Origin of the sequence: Catalinimonas alkaloidigena (assembly GCF_029504655.1) — a bacterium.
Lineage (GTDB): Bacteria > Bacteroidota > Bacteroidia > Cytophagales > Cyclobacteriaceae > Catalinimonas > Catalinimonas alkaloidigena.
On sequence record NZ_JAQFIL010000001.1, the window covers coordinates 7,682,655 to 7,696,581 of the forward strand.

13 protein-coding genes and 2 tRNA genes are annotated in these 13,927 nt (G+C 42.0%); 10 read left to right on the plus strand and 5 right to left on the minus strand.

Features of this window, described 5'->3' with window-relative positions:
• Positions 1 to 179 precede the first annotated feature (179 nt).
• Complete coding sequence (gene pncA / locus OKW21_RS31260; RefSeq protein WP_277487478.1) at positions 180 to 806, plus strand: bifunctional nicotinamidase/pyrazinamidase; 627 nt, start codon at positions 180 to 182, stop codon at positions 804 to 806.
• Between the two features lie 75 nt (positions 807 to 881).
• On the opposite strand, the gene gap is transcribed toward pncA, so the two are convergent.
• A complete protein-coding gene (gene gap, locus OKW21_RS31265) occupies positions 882 to 1,871 on the minus strand; it encodes a type I glyceraldehyde-3-phosphate dehydrogenase (protein WP_277487480.1) in 990 nt (329 codons plus the stop codon).
• A gap of 270 nt (positions 1,872 to 2,141) precedes the next feature.
• Here gap and OKW21_RS31270 point away from each other — a divergent pair.
• The 3 genes from OKW21_RS31270 (at position 2,142) to OKW21_RS31280 (ending at position 2,833) form a co-directional block, all read left to right on the plus strand.
• Positions 2,142 to 2,213 (plus strand) — tRNA-Glu (locus OKW21_RS31270).
• A 75-nt stretch (positions 2,214 to 2,288) separates the two neighbouring features.
• Positions 2,289 to 2,363 (plus strand) — tRNA-Glu (locus tag OKW21_RS31275).
• A gap of 212 nt (positions 2,364 to 2,575) precedes the next feature.
• Positions 2,576 to 2,833: a hypothetical protein gene (locus OKW21_RS31280; protein WP_277487482.1), complete on the plus strand. Its 258-nt coding sequence runs from the start codon at positions 2,576 to 2,578 to the stop codon at positions 2,831 to 2,833.
• A gap of 114 nt (positions 2,834 to 2,947) precedes the next feature.
• Here the strand turns inward: OKW21_RS31280 and OKW21_RS31285 are convergent, their stop codons facing one another.
• Positions 2,948 to 3,568 (minus strand): TetR/AcrR family transcriptional regulator, encoded by a 621-nt coding sequence (locus OKW21_RS31285; protein ID WP_277487484.1) that lies wholly within the window; start codon positions 3,566 to 3,568, stop codon positions 2,948 to 2,950.
• Between the two features lie 87 nt (positions 3,569 to 3,655).
• Between OKW21_RS31285 and OKW21_RS31290 the strand changes: the two genes are divergently transcribed.
• Positions 3,656 to 4,798, plus strand: coding sequence for an FAD-dependent monooxygenase (locus OKW21_RS31290; protein WP_277487486.1), 1,143 nt, complete (start codon positions 3,656 to 3,658; stop codon positions 4,796 to 4,798).
• Here the strand turns inward: OKW21_RS31290 and OKW21_RS31295 are convergent.
• Positions 4,793 to 5,188: a response regulator gene (locus OKW21_RS31295; RefSeq protein ID WP_277487487.1), complete on the minus strand. Its 396-nt coding sequence runs from the start codon at positions 5,186 to 5,188 to the stop codon at positions 4,793 to 4,795. The genes OKW21_RS31290 and OKW21_RS31295 overlap by 6 nt on opposite strands.
• Before the next feature lie 15 nt (positions 5,189 to 5,203).
• On the minus strand, positions 5,204 to 6,457 hold the full coding sequence (locus OKW21_RS31300) for a sensor histidine kinase (RefSeq protein WP_277487489.1): 1,254 nt from the start codon (positions 6,455 to 6,457) through the stop codon (positions 5,204 to 5,206).
• 230 nt (positions 6,458 to 6,687) lie between these two features.
• Here OKW21_RS31300 and OKW21_RS31305 point away from each other — a divergent pair, with 230 nt between their 5' ends.
• Complete coding sequence (locus OKW21_RS31305; RefSeq protein ID WP_277487491.1) at positions 6,688 to 7,230, plus strand: 3-hydroxyanthranilate 3,4-dioxygenase; 543 nt, start codon at positions 6,688 to 6,690, stop codon at positions 7,228 to 7,230.
• A gap of 79 nt (positions 7,231 to 7,309) precedes the next feature.
• Here the strand turns inward: OKW21_RS31305 and OKW21_RS31310 are convergent, their stop codons facing one another.
• The gene (locus OKW21_RS31310; protein ID WP_277487493.1) at positions 7,310 to 8,023 is read right to left on the minus strand and encodes a DUF547 domain-containing protein; all 714 of its coding nucleotides are present in this window, start codon (positions 8,021 to 8,023) and stop codon (positions 7,310 to 7,312) included.
• Between the two features lie 130 nt (positions 8,024 to 8,153).
• Here OKW21_RS31310 and OKW21_RS31315 point away from each other — a divergent pair, with 130 nt between their 5' ends.
• The 4 genes from OKW21_RS31315 to OKW21_RS31330 all read left to right on the plus strand — a co-directional run bounded on the left by OKW21_RS31315 (position 8,154) and on the right by OKW21_RS31330 (position 13,927).
• The gene (locus tag OKW21_RS31315; RefSeq protein ID WP_277487495.1) at positions 8,154 to 9,497 is read left to right on the plus strand and encodes an NAD(P)/FAD-dependent oxidoreductase; all 1,344 of its coding nucleotides are present in this window, start codon (positions 8,154 to 8,156) and stop codon (positions 9,495 to 9,497) included.
• A gap of 11 nt (positions 9,498 to 9,508) precedes the next feature.
• A complete protein-coding gene (locus OKW21_RS31320) occupies positions 9,509 to 11,386 on the plus strand; it encodes a 4Fe-4S binding protein (RefSeq protein ID WP_277487497.1) in 1,878 nt (625 codons plus the stop codon).
• 146 nt (positions 11,387 to 11,532) lie between these two features.
• Positions 11,533 to 12,522 (plus strand): GNAT family N-acetyltransferase, encoded by a 990-nt coding sequence (locus OKW21_RS31325; protein ID WP_277487499.1) that lies wholly within the window; start codon positions 11,533 to 11,535, stop codon positions 12,520 to 12,522.
• 10 nt (positions 12,523 to 12,532) lie between these two features.
• Positions 12,533 to 13,927 (plus strand): FAD-dependent oxidoreductase, encoded by a 1,395-nt coding sequence (locus OKW21_RS31330; RefSeq protein WP_277487847.1) that lies wholly within the window; start codon positions 12,533 to 12,535, stop codon positions 13,925 to 13,927.

A 13,927-nucleotide genomic window follows, 5' to 3' on the forward strand; every position in this document is an offset into this window, starting at 1 on the left:
GATAAGTCCTGTTACCTCCATAAGCCCTCAAACAGTGTGGAGAAGCCAACCTTTGTAATATCTTTTGATAGAATGAACAAAACTAAAAAAGGGCTTTTTAGAGGATTTTTCTTAAATAGGGGAGAGTTGTATTTATAGACCTTGTTGAATCTTTTTTTCAAAATCATAAAGCTGATTTTATGGATGCGTTATTATTAGTGGATATTCAGAATGACTTTTTATCGGGAGGTGCACTGGAGGTAGAAGAAGGCGACCAGATTGTACCTGTAGTGAATGACCTTCAGCCTTATTTTGACCTGGTAGTGGCTACCCAGGATTTTCACCCGGCTGATCATGCTAGCTTTGCCGCTAACCATGAAGGTAAAAAGCCGGGAGACCACATTGATTTAGGCGGTTTAGATCAGATTCTCTGGCCGGTACACTGTGTACAGGGTTCTGAAGGAGCTGAGTTTTCCAAAGATCTGAACATGGACAAAGTCGCTACTGTAGTAAAGAAAGGCCTGGATAAAAATATTGACAGTTATAGTGGGTTTTACGATAATGGACATAAACGTGCCACCGGCCTAAGCAAGTATCTGAAAGACAAAGGAGTTGATAGAGTATTTATCACTGGCTTAGCAGCTGATGTCTGTGTAAAGTTTACTGCCCTGGATGCCCTGAAAGAAGGCTTTGAGACAGTAGTGATCAAAGATGCTACGCGGGCAGTCAATTTACAGGAAGGTGATTATGAGAAAACTATGGAAGAACTGAGAGAAGAAGGGGTGAAAGTGATGCAGAGCAAAGACGTAGTGAAGATGAAAACCTGAGTCTGTGCTTACCTAAAAAAAGAAAGCTCTGCCAAATAAAAGGCAGAGCTTCATAAAGAATTATTTTGAGCAAGATTACATACTGCCAATTTTGGCTATCAGGTCAGCGGTTCTGGCTGAGTAACCTGCTTCATTATCATACCAGGAAATACACTTCACCATATTACCATTAACACTGGTAAATGGAGCGTCAAAAATAGATGAATGAGGATTTCCTACAATATCAGAAGATACAATAGGAGCCTCACTGTATTCTAAAATCCCCTTCATCGGACCTTCTGCGGCCTCTTTGAGCGCTGCATTGACTTCTTCAGCAGTTACGTCCTTATCTAAGACGCAAGTAAGGTCAGTCAACGAACCGGTGATTGTAGGTACACGCATTGCGTTTCCATCCAGTTTCCCTTTAAGGTCGGGAAGTACCAAGCCTACGGCTTTGGCTGCGCCAGTAGTAGTAGGTACAATGTTAACAGCAGCAGCACGAGCTCTTCTCAAGTCTTTGTGAGGAGCATCCTGAATATTCTGGTCAGCTGTATAGGCGTGGATCGTAGTAATAAATCCTTTCTGGATACCAAACTTATCGTGGATTACCTTAGCCATAGGAGCCAGGCAGTTGGTAGTACAAGAAGCATTTGAAAGTATAGTTTCGCTGCCGGTAAGTGTATCGTCATTTACGCCCAATACTACAGTAGGAATGTTGCCCTTAGCAGGCGCAGAGATCACTACTTTCTTGGCTCCGGCTGTCAGGTGTTTTCCTGAACCTTCTTCGTCTACGAATCTACCGGTAGACTCGAGTACTACATCAATACCCATATCTCCCCAGGGAAGAGCCGCGGGATCTCTCTGTGCAAGTACTGTAATTTTTTTGCCGTTCACGGTGATAGAATCACTGTCATGGGTGACTTCGTGAGGAAAAATTCCGTGAGCTGAATCATATTTCAGCAGATGGGCAAGTGTTTTAGTATCGGTTAGGTCATTGATGGCAACGACATCAATGTTTTCTTTGGTAAGCAGTCTTCTGAAGGTCAGCCTTCCAATTCTGCCAAAACCGTTAATAGCTACTTTCATGTTAGCGTCTTTATTAAAGTTAAAAGTAATTGTTCGACAAAAATACAATCCCCTAGGTTACAATCAAGTTTTAGATCGTAGTTAAGAGAATATATACACTTCGATTATACTCGTTTTAATAAAACTTGTTTAGGAATATTGGTGTTAGTATGACTGAAATGCTTTATTTGGAGACATTTGAACTCTATTTCAAGAAAAATAGCGTCATCGTTTTGCAATTTTAAAACAGCGCTTTATATTTGCGGTCTCAAAACCAAAAGAGGTTAACATGGTCCGTTCGTCTAGGGGTTAGGACGCCAGGTTTTCATCCTGGTAACAGGGGTTCGATTCCCCTACGGACTACTTAAATTTTGTTTAATTCACTTTCTCACTGTTTGCAATTGAGAAAAACTTTCGCCACGCTGAGTGGTGATTGACGGTCCGTTCGTCTAGGGGTTAGGACGCCAGGTTTTCATCCTGGTAACAGGGGTTCGATTCCCCTACGGACTACCAAAGTCCTTGTCATTACGACAAGGACTTTTTTATTTTACACCCTTCCGCGTTCTTATCCGCACTTAATGTTATTGGTTTACAGCCTTAACTTATGGAAGCACACGAAAAATTCCGGTCCTTTATGCGGTTGGCGTTATTGTTTTAGCTCGGTAATTGCTGGCCCGGAAAACGTTTTGAAGAGCATGTAAAATTGACTCGCCTATCACGGAGGTATGGCAACTGCTAATCGGATAGCTCCTGTCGGAGAAACTTTCAGCTGTATTGAAGGTGTATTACAGACTGTAGAAATACATGGGAAAGAGCAATTCGGGCAAGGGTTTCTTGACTTGATCGAAGAAGGAGCTTATCTGTATAATTCGGAGCCTCCCGCTCACACGCTTACTATTGCGGAGTCTGTGTCTAACAATGGCAGTATTGCCTTTGTGCATCCATCGTATGGGCGTAAGCGGTTTTCTTACGCTACCCTTTAGATAAGACCAAAAACTTATGTGCTGGGCAGAAGCTATCAGGTTTATGAGCCCCTTGAAGAAATCATAACGCAGATAGCTGAATATTGCGTAGCCTAAAAACACTTTCTTTGTCATTTAGCGTTTACTCACAATGTCAATATATTCGTACATGCCTTTGGTCGTAAGATAGGGTACGAGCATGCTAAAGGCAAGCATCGTGTAGTGCTTAAGTTTTTGTTGTTCATCCCCTTCATACAATACCTCGGCATGCCCTATCCAGGCATCCGATAAGAGGCTCAGTTGCTCAGTTAGGTGAGCATACTGGCTGACAGGAATATCATTTTTGAAAATTCCCTCTTGCGTTAAAGCTTCTGTAAATTGTGAGAGCTGCTGTTTTCGTGTATGCGTCAGTGCTCGGTAGTGTAGTTGTATCTTAGGATATTTACGCATGATGGCTACAAAATCTGCCATTAAAAAACGATAGGCATAGAGCTTATGGTATACATATGACAAGGTCTGGTAAACCAGATGCAGGCTAAAACTTTGTGCTTCAAATTGGGTAAGCTGCTGGTCGAAAGCCTCTACAAGTTGCATATACAGAGCATATACTAAATCCTCTTTGGTGCGGAAGTGGTACCGTAAGTTACCATCACTGATTTTTAGAGTGGCAGCGATATTTTTGGCTGAAGTACTCTCCAAGCCTCTTTCATTAAATAAGTCTTTGGCTGTTGCTAATATTTTTTCTTTGGTATTCATTATAAAAATTAGTATAGCTCTACAGAGCTAATGTATGAAAATAATTTTATACCTTTGCTTTAGCCCTAAAGAGCTAATTTTAATGACATGAAAAAAATAGCAATAATCGGTGGAGGTATAGGCGGTTTATGCGCAGCTGTAGCCCTACAGCAAAAAGGTTTTGACGCTCAGGTGTACGAAAAAGCTCCGCAGCTAAAGGCAGTGGGAGCAGGGATAAGTCTTTCGGCCAATGCGGTACTGGCACTTCGGCAAATAAAGCTGGATGAGCCATTGATACAGGCAGGCAATATTTTGCGGCATATGCGTATTCTGGATGAAAAGGGAAAGCAGATTGCTGATACCAATCTTGAACCGGTTGAGCGAGAATTCGGAGCGGTAAACTTTTCCATCCACCGAGCGATACTGCATGAAATTTTGATGGAACATCTAACTCCCGGAAGTCTGCATTTGGGGAAGGCCTTGAGTAGTTTTCAGCAGCACAAACAAGTTATGCGCTGTACTTTTGAAGACGGAGCAGAAGTTAGCGCTGATGCCGTTATTGCTTTTGATGGCATTCATTCTGCGGTGCGTAAGCAGTTATTGCCTGAGTTGGACATAAGATACGCAGGTTATACCTGCTGGAGAGCTATTATAGATTATGTCCCTGAAGGATGGGAAGGGCATCAGGCTACCGAAACATGGGGCAGAAATGGAAGGTTTGGAATCGTACCTATAGGCCATGGAAAACTGTACTGGTTTGCTACTGCCAATGCCCCTGAGCAAGATCAGCGAATGCGGTTTTTTGGAGTACAGGAACTAAGAAAACATTTTGAAAGCTACCATGCGCCAATTGATGATATCCTTAGTCATACGCGAGACGAGCATTTGATCTGGAACGATATTATTGACCTTAAACCTATTCCTCAGTATGCTTTTGGCAGAGTAGCATTGGCTGGGGATGCAGCACATGCCACTACACCCAATATGGGCCAGGGTGCCTGCATGGCTATTGAAGATGCGATGGTCATAGCTAATTTGCTGGAAAGGTATGGGGTAGAAGAAGCATTTCAGAGATATGAAAGCCAGCGCATGAAAAGAACTCATACCATTGTCAAGTCATCTTATCAGCTAGGAAAAGTAGCACAATGGGAAAATAAGCTGCTTGCAAAATTAAGAAATATTGCTTTTCGCTTAATCCCAGTGTCAGTACAGCAAAAACAGATCAGGCAGGTATATAATGTAAAATTATGATTTTGAGGCGCTTTCGGAGAGCATCTCAACAAGCCTTTCTTTAGAAAGAGGCTTACTGATGAAGCGACTTACAGCGTCATATTGTAGTGCTTCCTCATTGTCCTTCTCCCGCACAGAACTGGTGAGAATGACTATTTCTGTCTGTGCATATTGAGGATAGTAAAGCTCTTCGTATTTTTCTACAAAATCCACACCGCCCAGTTCAGGCATATTGAGGTCAAGAAGTATATAACGAGGAAACTTCTTTCCTTCTGAGTGAAGTTCCTTCAAGGCTTCTAATGCCTCTACGCCACTACTGTAGGTAACAAAAAGATCGGAATAGCCTGATTTCTCTATGAGCATCGCATAGATCTCAAGCGCATCTTCATCATCATCAATCATGAATATCATAACTGCTCAAATTTATTAATATTCTTTCAAGAATATTTTAAATACTGACCCTTTATCGGGTTGACTGTTTACTTCAATATAACCACCATTTTTTTCCAGAATTGTTTGGATAATATAGAGTCCCAAACCCATTCCTTCTACACGCTTATTGATCCTGCGAAAAGGTAAAAAGAGCTGTTCACGATATTTGATCAAATTGATTCCCACTCCGTTATCCTCAAAAATTATGAGGCAGTGCTCTTTTTTTCGCTTTAGACTAATTTTTAGCTGTAGTGCTTGATCAGGTTTGCAGTGCTTAATCGCATTACTGATCATATTATCAATAATAGTGTATAAATAGCTTTTTACATAATTGACTGTACAGCTTTCTTCATCATTTATCTGTACGATAGCCTGGGTTTGCTGTATTACACCCTGCTTGCGCTCAAGTACGTGTTCCAGAATTTCTCTGAGAGAGATGTTTTGCTTCAGCTCTTCAGGGTGGCTATGCAACTCTATGACCTGAATCAGTCCTTTTAAGGAAGTGTCAAGATGATTTACGCTGCGAATAATTTTGGGTAGCACTTTTTGCCTCTGCTCTGCTGAAAGGTCATAAAAAGTGTCTGCAAGGAGCTGAAGGCGAGCTACGGGTACTCGCAAATCATGGGCGGTAGCATGTACAAGGTCATCCAGGTATTGATTTATACGGCTGAGCTGATGGTTTTTTTCTTCAATCTGTTCGGATTGCTTCTTCCGTTCGTGTATGTCAGTAGCTGAGCTAACCCAATGGGTAATTTTACCTGAATCATTCTTCATGGGCATGCTCCTGACCAGATGCCAGCGATAGGTATTGTCCTTAGCTTTTTTCAGCCTGTATTCAATTTCACAAGGTTCTTCGGAATGTAATGCTTTTTGCCACAACCTCAGGCTTTCTTCAAAGTCATCGGGGTGAATGGTTTCCTGCCATCTGTTTCTTTTTAATTCTCTGAGCGTGTACCCGGTATAACGAAAAAAGCGTTTGTTGAAATATTCCGGTTGCCCATCGGAGCGAATAATCCAGAGGAGCTGGGCCATATGCTCTGTCAGAAACTTGAGCCTTTTCATTTTTTTGTGACCGGTGCCCAGGCTGTTCACTGAAGTGGCAGTGATTTCATCATTTTTTTCCCCCGCTATCCATGCCTGCTCTGCTTCATACAGTTCCTTGCGCAAATTGAGTATCTTTTTTCTTAGCATCTCTCTTGAGTTGTTAGGCTCTGAAGCCTTGCTTTGTTGAAAAGAAGAGTTACTCATGCTAAAAAAATATGGGCTGAAGTATATAAAGTGGCAAGCAGACCTGTGGAGACCTGCATGCAACGTTAAAAAATAACAGATCGTTACAAGAGTAATGAAAAAGTGAGGGAGTTTGTTTTTTCTCATCCTCCATAATCATTGGAATTTGTAAATTACACCGCTGTGCTTTACCATTAGCATATAAAGCCTTATTATTATTCATTGACTTATAGAAAAATTTGATTTCACCTATGGCTATTAAAAAAGCATTTAATCTGAGAAAATGGATAGACGAACACCGTGATATTTTGAAACCTCCGGTCGGGAATGCTCAGGTGTACGAAGATACTGATGACTTTATTGTGATGGTGGTGGGTGGTCCCAATACCCGTAAGGATTTCCATTACAATGAGACGGAAGAGTTCTTTTACCAACTGGAAGGAGAAATCACTGTAAAGGTACGTGAAGAGGGCGAAATCAAAGATGTAGTCATCAAAGAAGGGGATATCTTTCTTTGTCCTGCCAGGATGCACCACAGCCCACGCCGCCCTGCCAATACCATAGGTCTGGTGATTGAAAAAAAGCGAAATGCTGAGCATACCGATGGCTTAATCTGGTACTGCGAAAATTGTGGGCATAAGATGTATGAAGAATATTTCCCTCTGAAAAATATTGTAGAGCAGCTGCCGCCTATTATCAATAAGTTTCACAACTCGCAGGAACTGCGTACCTGTGACCAGTGCGGCACGTATATGGAAATTCCCGAAGCCCCTAAGGCTGAGCAGGTAAAATAATAAGCTATAATGTCAATGACAGACCTACCAGATTGTCGAAATCTGGCGGGTCTAGTTTCATAAGAGAGTTTTTGGGAGATTAGAGCTCATTCAGTGCCCAGTCATATTCGTAGTAGCTTAACTCATAAGAAGAGGGAATTTTCTCTTTTCGATATGTATTGATATAAGCCAATACGGAAGAAGCTTCCTGCTTGAAATCATCTTTGTACCACTCAAAAATTTTGGAAACAGCTACTTCTTTCTGGCCGGACTTTAGCCGGATAAAATCATTGTTATTTAAAGCTTTTTTAGTAAGCTGGTTCATCTGTTCGTCCAAGCGATCAGCCTGAACAGCATGCTGAGGCAGAGGAGGACAGCTTTGTGCCGCGCATACCAGTGCAAAATGGATACGTGCATCTTTATAGGGCTGTAGTAACTTTTGTTTTTCCAATTCATTGAGCGTAAGCATCTCTCCGGCTACTTTGTGCTTTTGCTGGTCAAAAAAACCATCAATTTTCATGGGTGAGCTTACCGGATAATTTTCAGCAATCTGCCGGATGACGATTAGGTTATACGCATTGATATAAAAAGCTTTCTTTTCAGCATCAGCCATACGCTGTGCAGACATCTTCGCGATCTGTTGGTAAAGGGCTTCTACTTCTTCCATATTTTGTTTCACAGCCTGATAATCTACCAGGCCATGCTCAACATAACTCCCAAAAAACTGATCGGCTTCTTGTGTGAAGTCAGTTATATTGAGTGCATTTGCGGGAGTTAGGGCGAAGTATGCAAAAAATACAAATAGGTGTTTCATGCGTTTAAATTTAAAGTGCTTTTGTAAATAACGGATTAGATAAGCATAAGGGATGTCAACTGCTTGACATTTTATATATTACGTCCGCCTTAGCTTTACCTTAATTTTTTCATTTTTTATCCTCTGTTTCATGAAAAAAGTTTGCATTGTAGGAAATGGTATAGCAGGCATCACTGCCGCGCGCCATATCCGCAAACAGAAATCAGCCTCTGAATATAGTATAACAGTAATCTCTGCCGAGACCCAATATTTTTTCTCACGCACAGCGCTCATGTATATTTACATGGGCCATATGCTTTATGAACATACCAAACCTTATGAGGATTGGTTTTGGGATAAAAACGATATCCAACTGGTACAGGATTATGTAGAGAAAGTAGATTGCCAGGAAAAGAAACTCAAGCTAAAAGCCGGAGGCAATTTGCCTTACGATATACTGCTACTGGCAACCGGCTCCAAAGGAAATCGGGCAGGCTGGCCGGGAGAAGAGCTCAAGGGTGTGCAGGGTATGATCAGCAAGCAGGATATTGATGCGATGGAAGAGAATACCAAAGGCATTGAGCGGGGCGTGATTGTAGGAGGTGGCCTGATCGGTATAGAAATGGCAGAGTGTCTGCATTCGCGTGAGATACCCGTGAGTTTGCTCATTCGTGAGAGGGCGTACTGGGATCACATTCTGCCTCAGCAGGAAGCGGAAATGGTAAGCCAGCACATTCGTAAACATGGAATTGACCTCAGAGAAAATACAAATTTTAAGGAGATAAAAGGTGACGAAAATGGGAGAGTGAAGGCTGCGGTGACCGAAGATAGTGAAGAAATTCCTTGTCAGTTTGTAGGGATTACCATAGGTGTAAAGCCTAACATAGCGTTTTTAAAAGGTTCTGACATTGAAACCGACCGAGGCATACTCGTCAACGAATTTCTGGAAACCAATGTACCGGATGTTTATGCCGCCGGAGATTGTGTTCAACATAAGGTGGCTCCCGCTGGTCGCAGAAATCTGGAGCAGATCTGGTACAGTGGGCGAATGCAGGGTGAAACCGTTGCTCGTACCATCTGCGGAGAAAAGATGAAGTACGTGCCGGGTGTATTCTTTAACTCCGCAAAGTTTTTTGATATAGAATACCAGGTCTACGGAGAAGTTAACGCGCAGCAAAAAGAAGATGAAGAACAGTTTTACTGGATCAATACGGAAAAGGAGGTAGCCTTCCGGGTAGCCTTTGAGAAAGAAAGCGGAGCCGTCAAGGGCTTTAATTTGATGGGCATTCGCTATCGCCACGAGCTTTGTGCCCGCTGGATCAAAGAGAAGCGGGACATTGGCTTTGTGATGCAGCATCTGAAAGAAGCTAATTTTGATCCTGAGTTTTTTAAGCATTATGAGCCGGAGATAATCAACAAATTCAACCAGGACTTTCCCGATAGAGCGGTACAGCCCAGGAAGAAAAACATAATCGCCGCACTTTTTGGATTATAAAAAATATTAATATGAACAGAGTATATGGCATACGCTTATTCGGACTACTTATCTTTCTGCTAGGCTTCGGCTTGTTTGTTGGCATCTTCTTCATGTCTGACTATGAGCTGGACCAGAAAGTACTGAAACAGGAGTTGGCCACTTCCAATGAAGCCTCTTCACCTAATGCGGCGCAACCGGAAACCGAACAAACCGATCAGGAAGGAGAAACAAGCAAGAGTGGGGGCAGCCTTTACCATATTGTGCTGGAAGAAGCTCAAAACATGATAAGCAAAACCTACGAAACCAATTTTGCTTTCGTGGATGATCTGAACGCAGCCTGGGATGCTGCTAATATTCGGGTTCGCGATCTGTACGGTATAGGTGATGAAGAAGTGAGTCGTATAGTCTCAGAGGTAGCAGCCAATGATCTTACCTACACCGCCGAAGTGGTGAAGAACACGCTAAAGAGGGAAGATGAGGCTACTAGCCTCAAGAGAGAGAAGCTCCTGGCCTACACCGGCTTCCTGGAAGGTAAACAGTTTGGCAGTGAAGAAGAACTGAAGTCTCAGTTGCAGAAGACCGTAGCCAGCGTCAACAATGACATTGCAGGCCAGAAGGGGATCAGCCGTTACCGCAAAAAATCATTAAACACATCAGTAGTAAAAGCTTCTACTAAAGGACTTATCAAAGAAAATACGTTGCTCATACTACTGCTCTCCATTGGGCTTTCCATCCTAGGCGCATTGATGTACATATTACCTCATGCCAAAGAACCTGCCGGCATCAGGCACAATGGTATCTTCTTTAGTGCAATGAAAAACCGCGGCTGGATAGGGATACTGCTGGGTACTTTTCTCATCCTGTTCTATATCGTCCTGTATTTTTACCCCTACTACATGACCAACTGGATCATTTTAGCTGATCCAATAAGTTATTGGCTCAAAGGAAGTCCGGCGGGAGAATTTTTTCTTTATGGATTTCTCTACACCTTAGCCATACTGGTGATGGGCGTGCGCATGTTTATAAAGTACCGTCACAGTAATTATCACCTCATCAGGACCAGCTCAGTCATGTTTTTCCAACTGGCTTTCGCCTTCCTGCTTCCTGAGATACTGATCCGGCTCAATTATCCTTATTACGATTTTAAAAACATCTGGCCGCTGGACTATGATTTTTTCTTTCCCAGCAGCCTGAACCAGCTCATACAGGCTGGTGGCTTGGGTACTTTCATGCTTTTCTGGGGCATTATTTTGATTGTAGTTGCCGTACCGGTTTTGGTATATTTCTATGGTAAACGCTGGTACTGCTCCTGGGTCTGTGGTTGCGGTGGCCTGGCCGAGACCTTAGGTGATCCCTACCGCCAGCTCTCCGACAAGTCCCTGAAAGCCTGGCGCATAGAGCGCTGGATGGTACATGGCGTATTGCTTTTTGCCGTACTCATGACCATCGGAATGATTTATACTTTCTTCACGGAGAGCGGAAGTTTGCTCGGCATCCCCACTTATTCTGTGGCGGAATTTTATGGTTTTTTCATCGGAGCGGGCTTTGCCGGGGTAATTGGCACTGGTTTTTATCCACTGATGGGCAATAGGGTATGGTGTCGTTTTGGCTGTCCGCTGGCTGCCTATCTGGGTATTGTACAAAGGTTTAAATCTCGCTTTCGCATCACTACTAATGGGGGGCAGTGTATTTCCTGCGGCAATTGCTCTACGTATTGTGAGATGGGCATAGATGTGCGTTGGTACGCGCAGAGAGGACAGAATATTGTTAGGGCGTCCTGTGTGGGTTGCGGCGTCTGTTCATCGGTCTGTCCACGTGGGGTGCTCAAACTGGAAAACGGCAAAGAAGAAGGCCGTTTCGGCAAACCTATCCTCATCGGAAATGATAGTGTGAAGGTAGATGCCTAATGCTGTTTCAAAACGACTTGCAATTTCCAGAACGCCTTACAAATGCGCTCCAGGTATTTAATGTAAAATCCTAATCACAAAATATTTAAGCGCTGTTTACCAGGCTGTCTGATTTTCAGGCAGTCTTTTTTTATGTTTGCATTCTCATGCATGTAATCGTATTACGCAGCCACGAAATTGATCAAGAAACCTGGGATAATTTTATCCTAGGTTCTCGTGAGGGGAACATTTATGCCACCTATACCTACCTTCAGCATTGTGAACGGGTATGGAAAGCAGCCATCTTATTAGATGAACATGAAAACTACCTGGCAGTCATGCCCTTTCAGGTCCGAAAAGTATACGGTATTGAATATATTTATCAAGATCCCTTTGCCCGGGAGTTAGGAATTTACACGCGTAGAAATTTAACTCATGTGCAGTACAATGAACTATTAAAAGCGAGTCTGAAAAGCTATCGTTATGTAGCACGTTATCATTTTAATGTAGATAATTATAGTTTATTAAAACAGGATGATTATCTGCCCGAAGGTTTTCTTTCAGCAATATCAACTTATCATCTTGATCTGAGAAAGTCTTATAAGGAAATTTATGATAACTATAGGTACGACAGGAAGTATAGTATCAGAAGGGCTAACAGGTATGAGCAGCATATCGTTGGTTCTACGGATGTAGAGCAGGCCCTTAACATTTTCCGACAAGTAACTTTTCACAAAATTCCCGGCTTAAATTTGTATCAGATTGAGTTAAAAAAAAGGTTATATGCTCATCTTGTACAATTGGGTTTGATGGAAGTATACTACGTTTCTTATAACAATAGTATTATCGCAGCCGCGCTGATAGTGAAGTACAATAAAAAGGTAGTTTACCTTTTTGGTTCTAACTCAAAGTTAGCTTTTCAAATTAGGAGTTCTTCTTTATTAATAGATCATATCATTCAAAAATATGCTGGTCAAGATCTCATTTTTGACTTTGAAGGGGGTGAAGTACAATCATTAGGTAATTTTTATGCTAGTTTTGGAGCAGAAAGCAGAATTATATATACCTATGAAAAAAATACACTCCCTAAAATTGTTAGTCTATTAATGAAAAGCAGGAAAAAGATTATTCAGAAACTTAAAAATAATTCACATTAAAAAAGTAATCATTATAGGGGCTGGACCTGCTGGCTTAGCCGCGGGCTATGAATTGAGCAGGAATGGAGTTCAGGTAGAGATATATGAGGCCTCAGCCCATGTAGGAGGTATGGCCCGAAGTATGGAAGTATTGGGGCAGACTGTAGACTGTGGCCCTCACCGTTTTTTTACCAAGCATCCCTTAGTCAAAAACTTTTTTAAAGAAGTTATAGAAGAAGATTATGTAAAAGTAAGAAGACTGACCCGGATTTATTATCGGGGAAAGTTTTTTGACTACCCTCTTAAGCTAGGTAACGTACTTAGCCATCTCCGTAAGCGAGAGATATTTAAAATTCTCTGGTCATATGCATATCAGAAACTTTCCCCTCAAAGAAATCCTCGTACGCTAGAAGCCTGGGTAACCAACAAATTTGGAAAAGAACTATATAACATCTTTTTCAAAAATTACTCAGAAAAGCTGTGGGGAATTTCCTGCGCTCGCATTGATGCCGATTGGGCAGCTCAACGGATTAAGTCCCTATCGCTGTGGGAGGCATCAAAGCAGATACTTTCTTTAAATAAGAATGAAAAGCATCACTCACTGGTAGAAGAGTTTGATTACCCTAAGAAGGGTAGTGGAATGCTCTACGAAAAAGCGAAGCAGGTAATTCTGAAAAACGGGGGGCATATTCATCTAAACTCTCCTGTGCAGGCATCTCTCTTGGACAATAAAACAAATACAGTAACAGGCGTACGATTGAATAATGGTAAAGAGATTACTGCAGAGCATGTGATATCAACTATGCCTCTAACGACCCTCATAAAAAGTTTTGAAGCAGTTCCACAACCTGTGGAGCATGCTACTGAGCAACTCTATTTTAGAAACACCATCCTTGTATATCTGGAAATTGACAGTGACCAGTTATTTGAAGACAACTGGATATATGTCCACTCTCCTGAAGTAAAGCATGGCAGGATTACCAACTTTAGAAACTGGAGCCCTTATCTCTACGGCGATAAAAAGACCTCTATTTTGTGTATGGAATTCTGGACTTTTACTGATGAGGATTTGTGGAAAGAACAGGATGAAATTATAGTTCGGCAGGCAGAAAGAGAACTGTTACAAACCAAATTGCTCCCACCAAACGCGAAGATTTTAGAAACGAAAGTCATTAGAGTGCCTAAATGTTATCCGGTATACGAACTCGGCTATCAAGAACATTTACAGCTTATCAAAGAATTTCTGGATCGTTTCAAGGGACTAAGTCTGATCGGAAGATATGGCGCGTTTAAGTATAACAATCAAGACCACTCCATACTGATGGGGCTATTGGCAGCAAGAAATCTACTTGGCAAAGAAAATACTGATCTGTGGGGAATCAATGCTGATCAGGAATATCAGGAGGAGTACAATCGTAAAAATTAG